This window comes from Mesorhizobium sp. M7A.F.Ca.CA.001.04.2.1 (genome assembly GCF_003998485.1).
Lineage (GTDB): Bacteria > Pseudomonadota > Alphaproteobacteria > Rhizobiales > Rhizobiaceae > Mesorhizobium > Mesorhizobium ciceri.
The window spans coordinates 1-7237 of sequence record NZ_RZQT01000210.1 but is presented as its reverse complement, the minus strand read 5'-3'; the positions used below and the strand labels follow the sequence as shown (position 1 = coordinate 7237).

Annotated in this window: 5 protein-coding genes and 1 pseudogene; 5 read left to right on the top strand and 1 reads right to left on the bottom strand. The window is 59.0% G+C overall.

All coding sequences use genetic code 11. From position 1 onward, the window contains the following. The 3 genes from EN955_RS32990 to EN955_RS32980 form a co-directional block, all read left to right on the top strand. A partial coding sequence (locus EN955_RS32990) for a cation:dicarboxylase symporter family transporter (RefSeq protein WP_127218979.1) occupies nt 1-913 on the top strand: 913 nt, incomplete at its 5' end. A 272-nt stretch (nt 914-1185) separates the two neighbouring features. Beyond that, a complete protein-coding gene (locus EN955_RS32985; protein WP_024505889.1) occupies nt 1186-2247 on the top strand; it encodes a LacI family DNA-binding transcriptional regulator in 1062 nt (353 codons plus the stop codon). 164 nt (nt 2248-2411) lie between these two features. Continuing rightward, a complete protein-coding gene (locus tag EN955_RS32980) occupies nt 2412-3215 on the top strand; it encodes a TIM barrel protein (protein ID WP_024505888.1) in 804 nt (267 codons plus the stop codon). Between the two features lie 48 nt (nt 3216-3263). Here EN955_RS32980 and EN955_RS32975 read toward each other — a convergent pair whose 3' ends face one another. Further along, on the bottom strand, nt 3264-4181 hold the full coding sequence (locus tag EN955_RS32975; RefSeq protein WP_024505887.1) for a LysR family transcriptional regulator: 918 nt from the start codon (nt 4179-4181) through the stop codon (nt 3264-3266). Between the two features lie 701 nt (nt 4182-4882). On the opposite strand from EN955_RS32975, the pseudogene EN955_RS35775 reads away from it, so the two are divergent. Continuing rightward, nucleotides 4883-5257, top strand: a pseudogene (locus EN955_RS35775) (IS110 family transposase); the annotation flags it as partial. Between the two features lie 91 nt (nt 5258-5348). Further along, complete coding sequence (locus EN955_RS35770) at nt 5349-5873, top strand: transposase (protein WP_245265439.1); 525 nt, start codon at nt 5349-5351, stop codon at nt 5871-5873. The last annotated feature ends 1364 nt before the right edge of the window (nt 5874-7237 follow it).

The window sequence follows — 7237 nt, the reverse complement described above, 5'->3', positions numbered from 1 at the left end:
TGTCGAAGCCGTTAAGGGCTATGTGGCCACGGCTCACGAGCAGTCCGTGACCAGCTTCCTGATGAACATCATCCCGTCAACGATTGCCAGTGCCTTCGCGGAAGGCGACATCCTGCAAGTCTTGTTCTTCTCGGTCTTGTTCGGCATTGCTCTGGCGATGACCGGAGAGACGAGCAGGCCGGTCGTTACCTTTCTCCAGGCGCTCACCGCCCCCATTTTTAAGCTCGTCGGCATTCTGATGAAGGCTGCACCCATCGGCGCCTTCGGCGCTATGGCCTTTACGATCGGCAAATACGGAATCGGTTCGGTGGCCAACCTCGCGATACTGGTCGCGACGTTCTATCTGACCGCCTTCCTCTTCGTGTTCGGGGTTCTCGGCGTGGTCTGCCGCTGCAACGGCTTCTCGATCTTTTCTCTTGTCCGCTACATCAAGGACGAGCTGCTGCTTGTCCTGGCAACGTCCTCCTCGGAGGCCGCGCTGCCCTCGCTCATGGAGAAGATGGAGAAGGCCGGCGCCGCGCGTTCGGTCGTAAGTCTCGTCATCCCTACTGGATACTCATTCAATCTGGACGGCACCAATATCTACATGACGATCGCCGCCCTCTTCATCGCGCAGGCGACGAACACAGATTTGTCAATTGCCGATCAGATCCTCCTGCTGCTAATTGCGATGCTTTCCTCGAAGGGTGCGGCAGGCGTCACCGGCGCCGGCTTCATCACATTGGCCGCTACTCTGTCTGTCGTGCCGAGTGTTCCCGTTGCCGGAATGGCTCTAATTCTTGGCGTGGACCGCTTCATGTCGGAATGCCGCGCGCTGACGAATTTAGTCGGTAATGCGGTGGCATCGCTCGTTGTCGCTCGCTGGGAAGGCGAATTGGACCAGTCCCGGATGGAAGCCGCTTTCCGCGGTTAGGGTTACATCAAACGGGCTCCCCGCAAGCAAGCAATAGCGCGACGTGTAAGTCACGGCCTTCACAGCAGTCGAATTGCCGGCCTCCAAAGAGCGCTGGAAATAGTGTACTAACGCGGAGAGTAATACAACACCATGAAGCCCCTAAGCAAACGAACGGTTCACGGAAACTCATCTGGGTCCGCATGGAGCGCTGTTCGTCGAATGCGTTATCAACCGTGGGGTGTGGTAACTATTTCAGCTTGCCGCCCCAAGCCGTCGCGGGATCGCACCGGATGACGGAGGACCGGCCGATCAGAATCGCTAGGGGAAAGCGCGTCACAATTGCCGATCTCGCCCGCGAAGCCGGAGTCAGCGTAGCAACAGTCGATCGGGTTCTGAACGTCCGCCTTCCGGTGCGAGAGGAGACCGCCCAGCGGGTCCATGCGGCCGCGCACGCGATCGGCTATCATGCTGCCGGTCTCATCAAACAGCGCTTGCAGCAGCACCTGCCGCACTACAAGCTGGGCTTCATCTTGAGAAAACCTGCCCACGATTTTTACCAAGATTTCGCTCGCAATATTGAAGAGTCGGTCAGTATGGCTAAATCCTTCCACGGCCTTCCGATCATCGAGTTCGCGCAGTCACATTTGCCGCGTGACCTGCTCCCGCTTCTTAAGGACCTTGGAAGCCGCTGCCAGGCGATCGCCATGGTGGCGGCCGATCACCCGAAAATCACAGCATCAGTCGAGGAGCTCAAGGCGAAAGGTATCCCGGTATTTTCGCTGTTATCCGACTTCGCCGATGGCGTGCGCGAGGGCTACATCGGCCTCAACAACAGCAAGGTCGGACGGACTGCCGCTTGGGTGTTTTCCAAGGCCGCAAAACGGCCCGGCAAGGTGGCGGTGTTTGTCGGAAGCCATCGCTTCCAGGCGCATGCGACGCGGGAAACGGCCTTTCGTGCCTATTTTCGTGAGAACGCGCCCAAATTCGAGGTGCTTGATCCGCTCGTGAACCTTGATGAACGGCAGCTCACTTACGAAAAATTGCTGGATCTTATGCAGCGGGAACCAGAGCTCGTCGGCTTCTATATGGCCGGCGGGGGTATAGAGGGAGCAATTTCCGCGCTCCGAGAAGAGGGGAGCGGTCAGGATCTCGTCGCGATCGTGAGTGAAATGACGCCGCAGTCACGTGGGGCGCTTGCGGATGACATCTTGACGATGGCGGTCGGCACGCCAATGCGCCGACTTTGCCAGGAGCTGATAATGGCAATGGAGCGGGCCATCAAAGCCGGCGTCGCGGAGAGCCCGGGGCAGACATTTCTGCCGTTCGACATTTATCTTCCGGAAAATATTTGACCTTGATGGATTTCTATCATGAGCGCCCATTTTCCTTTCACCGATGAAAGGAAAGCTCGATTGACTCGGCCGTCTCTGTCCGATCTGTGAACCGGCGTGGTTCCGTCTTGAAAGAAGCCGGATGCCGAAATGGCAGCCGCGCTTCATGGAAGGAAAGTCAAGCAATGCGCCAGGTATCGCCCCGCTTTGCACTCGATCACATGGCGGCGCCCCGCCTTGACGTCAGTGCGCTTTTCGCGCTTGCCCGTGACCAAGGCCTGACCGACGTCCAAATCCGTTACCCTCATTTCAGCAATCCTGTCGCACGCGGCATTCCGGCTGCGGACGTTCGGTTTGCCGCTACCGAAGCGGGCGTCACGATCATCTCTGTCAACGCCTTGCAGCGGTTCAACGACTGGACTCCAACGCGTCAGGCCGAGGCAAGCAACCTCGCCGATTATGCGACGGCGTGCGGGGCAGAGACGCTCGTGTTGGTGCCGGCCAACCGCAGCTCGTGGCCCACCAATAGCGAGCGCCAGGACAATCTTCGTTTCGCTCTAAACGAGATCAAGCCAATCCTCCAGTCGCGGGGTCTGATCGGTCTCATCGAGCCGCTGGGTTTCCGAACCTGCTCGCTTCGATCAAAGAAGGAAGCGGCCGAGGCCGTTGCCGCGGTTGATGGCCAGTCCGTCTTTCGCCTCGTGCACGACACGTTCCACCACACCCTGGCCGGGGAGACATGCCTGTTCTGCGAGCTTACCGGCCTGGTGCACATTTCAAGCGTAAACGACCCGACCTTCTGGATTTACCCCGATCGCTTTCTTGCAGGTTCCGACAATGGCAGCCAGATTCAGGCGCTGCTGGATGGCGGCTACGCGGGACCTTTCTCGTTCGAGCTGATCGAGGAAGTCCATTCTCTGGACGATCTCGCAGGCGCACTTGCCGCCAGCATCGACTTTATCCGGCGAGGGCTATTGTCGTCAAAGTAGATGGTGACAGGTGTAGTGACTATAGGTGCGCCTGAATTTTCCGAGGGTTCACAGCGGGGCAGCCATCCGAGATGCCTCCTGTATCATTATCTCCCGCATCCAGATGCTTGCCGGATCGCTATTGTGGAGGGCCGGCCATTGGAGGGTCTCGGTGAATGTGGGAAATGGCAGCGGAAGTTCGATAACCCGCAGGGGGAACGTTTTTTCGAAATGCCTGACCAGCCGTAAGGGCATGGTCGCTATACGAGCTGTGCCGGACACCATAGGTGGAATCATGCTGAAGCCCTGCACGGCGACCTCGACACGTCTCTTAAGGCCATGCTCAAGCAAAAACCATTCCTCGATAGACGGCTTCATCGTACGCCCGAACCTGACCGCGACGTGCCTCATCGACATGTATCTCTCGAATGTAAGCTGCTGTGGCAGCTGCTTGTTTGTGGGACAGCCTACGCACACGAGCTTCTCGTCAAACAGCGCAATGCTTGAATGCACACTCGACGTGAACATATCCGGTAGAATTAGAAAATCGACGTCACCGCGCCGGAGAAGCTCATCGGGGCTATCGTCGACAGGCAGCAGTTCGAAGCTGACGGCGGGGGCTTCCCGTGAAATACGCTCCACAAGCTTTTCGAAAAACACGAGCGTGACGAAATCGGAAAGAATGATCCTGAAGAGGCGATCGGCTCGAGCTGGGTCAAACGGATCCGAAGAAATAATCGAGCACTGGATGTGCTGGAGAGCGTCGCGAACTGCGGGGGCAAATGCTGCCGCACGCGGGGTTAGAAATCGTTCGCGACCTCTTATCGTAAACAGTTCATCGCGGAAATAATCGCGCAGTCGGGCGACGGCCGCACTCATGGCGGGCTGACTCAGGTTGATCCTGCGTGCCGCCGCCGAGAGATTACGCTCCGTCAGGAGTGCGTCGAGCACAACGAGGAGATTTAGATCAAGTCCTTTGAAACGCATGTCATCAGCCATCCATGGGATGGATGCCTTTAACCGAAACAAACGACTTTAACAATTTAGCATTCTTGCAATCTTTTGTCGCAAAAAGTTTATGATGGATGACGTTAAGGTCCGACATATGAGCCGCGTGATCTGTCGAAGCGAGCAATCGTTCGTACTGTGCAGGTCAGAGATTGGCAGTTTGAAACGCCGGGCCGATGGCGCCGGGCTATCAACCAGCGTCTTCGGCGGCCCCGACCTAGCTGGGCGTGGAATCTAATAGGGTGCACCTTTCCAGTCCGAGGCGACTGATGGGCGGTTTGATCCTAAGCTGCCGTGAGGCCTGTGCCAATTGTATCGGCGAGCCAATGCAGCAGTCCGGCAGCGTTTTTGAGAGCTGTTGTAGGCTCGGCCTAAGCCCATTGGCGCAAGCCTATCTGAACGAAGCGCTTGGCCTTGCCGCTATCCGGTATGTGATCTGTGGTGTCTTCTCGTCCTGCTGTTCTTGTTTTGGAACGCCCTTATGGTGAGCCCATCCGGGACGTGGGGCACCGGGAGCACAAAGGTGCAGGCAGGCCGTCAATAGACCGTGGGCTGAGAGCCCGAGCTCGTTACATGGCCGCCCCTGGCGACTTTCCCGGATGCGCTGCGAGCGCGGATCAGTAGATGTCGTGTTGCCCGCCAGCTCCCGTCTTTGACCGAGCCAAGAAGGAGGAACGGGCATGCTTATCATCGGACTGGATATTCACCGCGCCTTCGCCGAAGCAGTGGCATGGGAGGAGGGCAGGCTCAGGCGACTCGGCCGCGTCGACATGCGGCGCGATCTGCTGGCGGCGTTCGCCGCGAAGCTGTCGCCGAACGATGTCGGGGTGATCGAGGCCACCGGCAGCGCGACGTCCGCTGCAGCTGTGGTTGCGCCGCATGTGAAGAAGGTGGGGATCGCCAAGCCGAAACAGGTGTTTATCGTTGCCTATGCCAAGATCAAAACGACGATCGACGCCGACGTTCTTGCGCAGCTCTATGCCAGCGGCTTCTTGCCAGAAGTCTGGATTGCGGACGAGCCGACGCAGGCTCTGCGTCGACAGGTGACACGGCGCAATCAGATTGTCCGACAGAGATCTCGATTGAAGAGCGTCATCCAGTCGATCCTTCATAGCCACCTGATCCGTCCTGCCCGCATGCCGACCTGTGCGGCGCCAAGGGTCGGACCTGGTAATCGAGCAGGTCGTACCGCAGGACGAGCGCCTCGCGATCGATGGGCATCTGCGCGAGTTCGACCGATTGGGCGAAGACCTCCAGGTCATCGAACGCGATCTTGTCCGCTCGGCTCTCGAGGATGAAGGCGTGAAGCGGCTGATGACCATTCCCGGCGTCGACATCACCGTCGCGCTGGCGATGAAGGGCGGCGATCGGCGACGTGTCGCGCTTCGACGATCCGCAGAAGCTCGTGACCTATCTCGGGTTGAACCCAAGCGTCCAGCAGTCCGGCCAGGTCCGGCCTACCATGGGCGAATCACCAAGCAGGGCCGTGGTCATGCGCGCGGCATGCTCGTCGAGGCGGCCTGGGCGGCCGCTCGTGCTCCCGGACCGTTGCGAGCCTTCTCCCTGCGGCGTGCGAGCCCGGCGCGGACAGCATGTCGCGGCCGTGGCAACCGCACGCAAACTCTCTGTCGTGATCTGTCATCTGTTGAGAAGGGCGAGAGTTACGCGTAGGCTCGACCCTCCCTGCATGCCAAGAAGCTTGCGCGATGTGGAACTCAAGGCCGGGAGCAAGGCTGTGCGCGGCCAAAAGGGAGCGCACGCCTACAACATAAAGAGCCACCGGGAAGAAGAGCGCCGCTGGGTGGAGCAGGCCGAGGGCGCCTATGCACGCCTCGTTGCCGGTTGGAACCCACGAGGTCCGAAGAGGGTAGGCACGGATGCCGCAAACGAGGCGCGACGATAGAAGCTGCGCGGCAGGGCTCTCATCTCGGACCCTGCTCTTCGCCACGCGGTCGTCCGTGCGCGACAGGAGAATAGCGCAGATTTATCAAAAAGGCTCTTGTCGATCACATCAGTGGTCTTGGGCGCTGTACGGCCGGGTGAAGACTTTGCAGGTGGCGCGGAAAGCGTTTGACCTGTAGCGAAGCAATTGTCGTCATTACGCGCTCGACCCGGGCGCCCAGCTTGGCATAAGGGCTACGTGGCCTCAGGAAGCGTCGTCGCCAATGCAGACCATGGACGAATTCCCAGCCGATGCCGAGATGCCGGTCGACCGTGCCTGTCGCCGTCCGGTGATGCGATGCCCCCGAGCGGATGAGTTCGCCCCGGAAGCTCCCGGTCACGACGCACGGGTTCGGGTTCCAAGGCGCTCAGTTTTGTTCGCGCCCAATCGGTGTAGGACGCGGCAGAAATACGAGCGTGACGAAATCGGAAAGAATGATCCTGAAGCGGCGATTCGGTAGAGCCGGGTCAAACTATCCGACGAAATAAACGAGCACTGGATGGGCGGGAGAGCGTCGCGAACTGGAGGGCAAGAGCTCCCGGACGCAGCGTTAAGTTTGAATACCTCCGCGGACATGGTCGCGAGCTTATCGCGCAAATAATCGAGCAGCCGAGCGCCGGCCGCACTCATGACCGGCTGGGCTCGGTTAATCCTGCATGCCGCGCCCATGAGGTTGCGCTCTGTCGGGAGTGCGTCGAGCACAACGACGAGATGTAGTTCACGATCTTTGAAACGCGTGGTCAACTATCCAAAGTGTGGATGCCTTTCATCGAAACAAACGATTTCATCAATGTTCTGGAATCCTGCATGGGCAGAAGCACCTGACGCACACCGATGCCCCCACTGCCTCATGGCGTGGCGAGCGTCTTAAGAAACCGCCCGAAAGGAGATTTTTCATGCGCTCTACCGGGCAGTGGAGTGCTGGGAAAGGGAGTTGCAACTGACCGGGTCCGACTTCTTCCGAGCCTATGGACAGACTGGGAGACGCGCACGGTGTAGCGGCTCACATCGTCATACTGCACCTACGCCACACACCGGCCGGACCTGATCCGGCTTTATGAGCATTGGGCTTTGTCAGTTGCCCAAGCGTGAT

Coding starts and splice junctions, on each gene's coding strand:
- EN955_RS32985 (WP_024505889.1), top strand. CDS start 1,186: ATGACGGAGGACCGGCCGATCAGAATCGCTAGGGGAAAGCGCGTCACA.
- EN955_RS32980 (WP_024505888.1), top strand. CDS start 2,412: ATGCGCCAGGTATCGCCCCGCTTTGCACTCGATCACATGGCGGCGCCC.
- EN955_RS32975 (WP_024505887.1), bottom strand. CDS start 4,181: ATGCGTTTCAAAGGACTTGATCTAAATCTCCTCGTTGTGCTCGACGCA.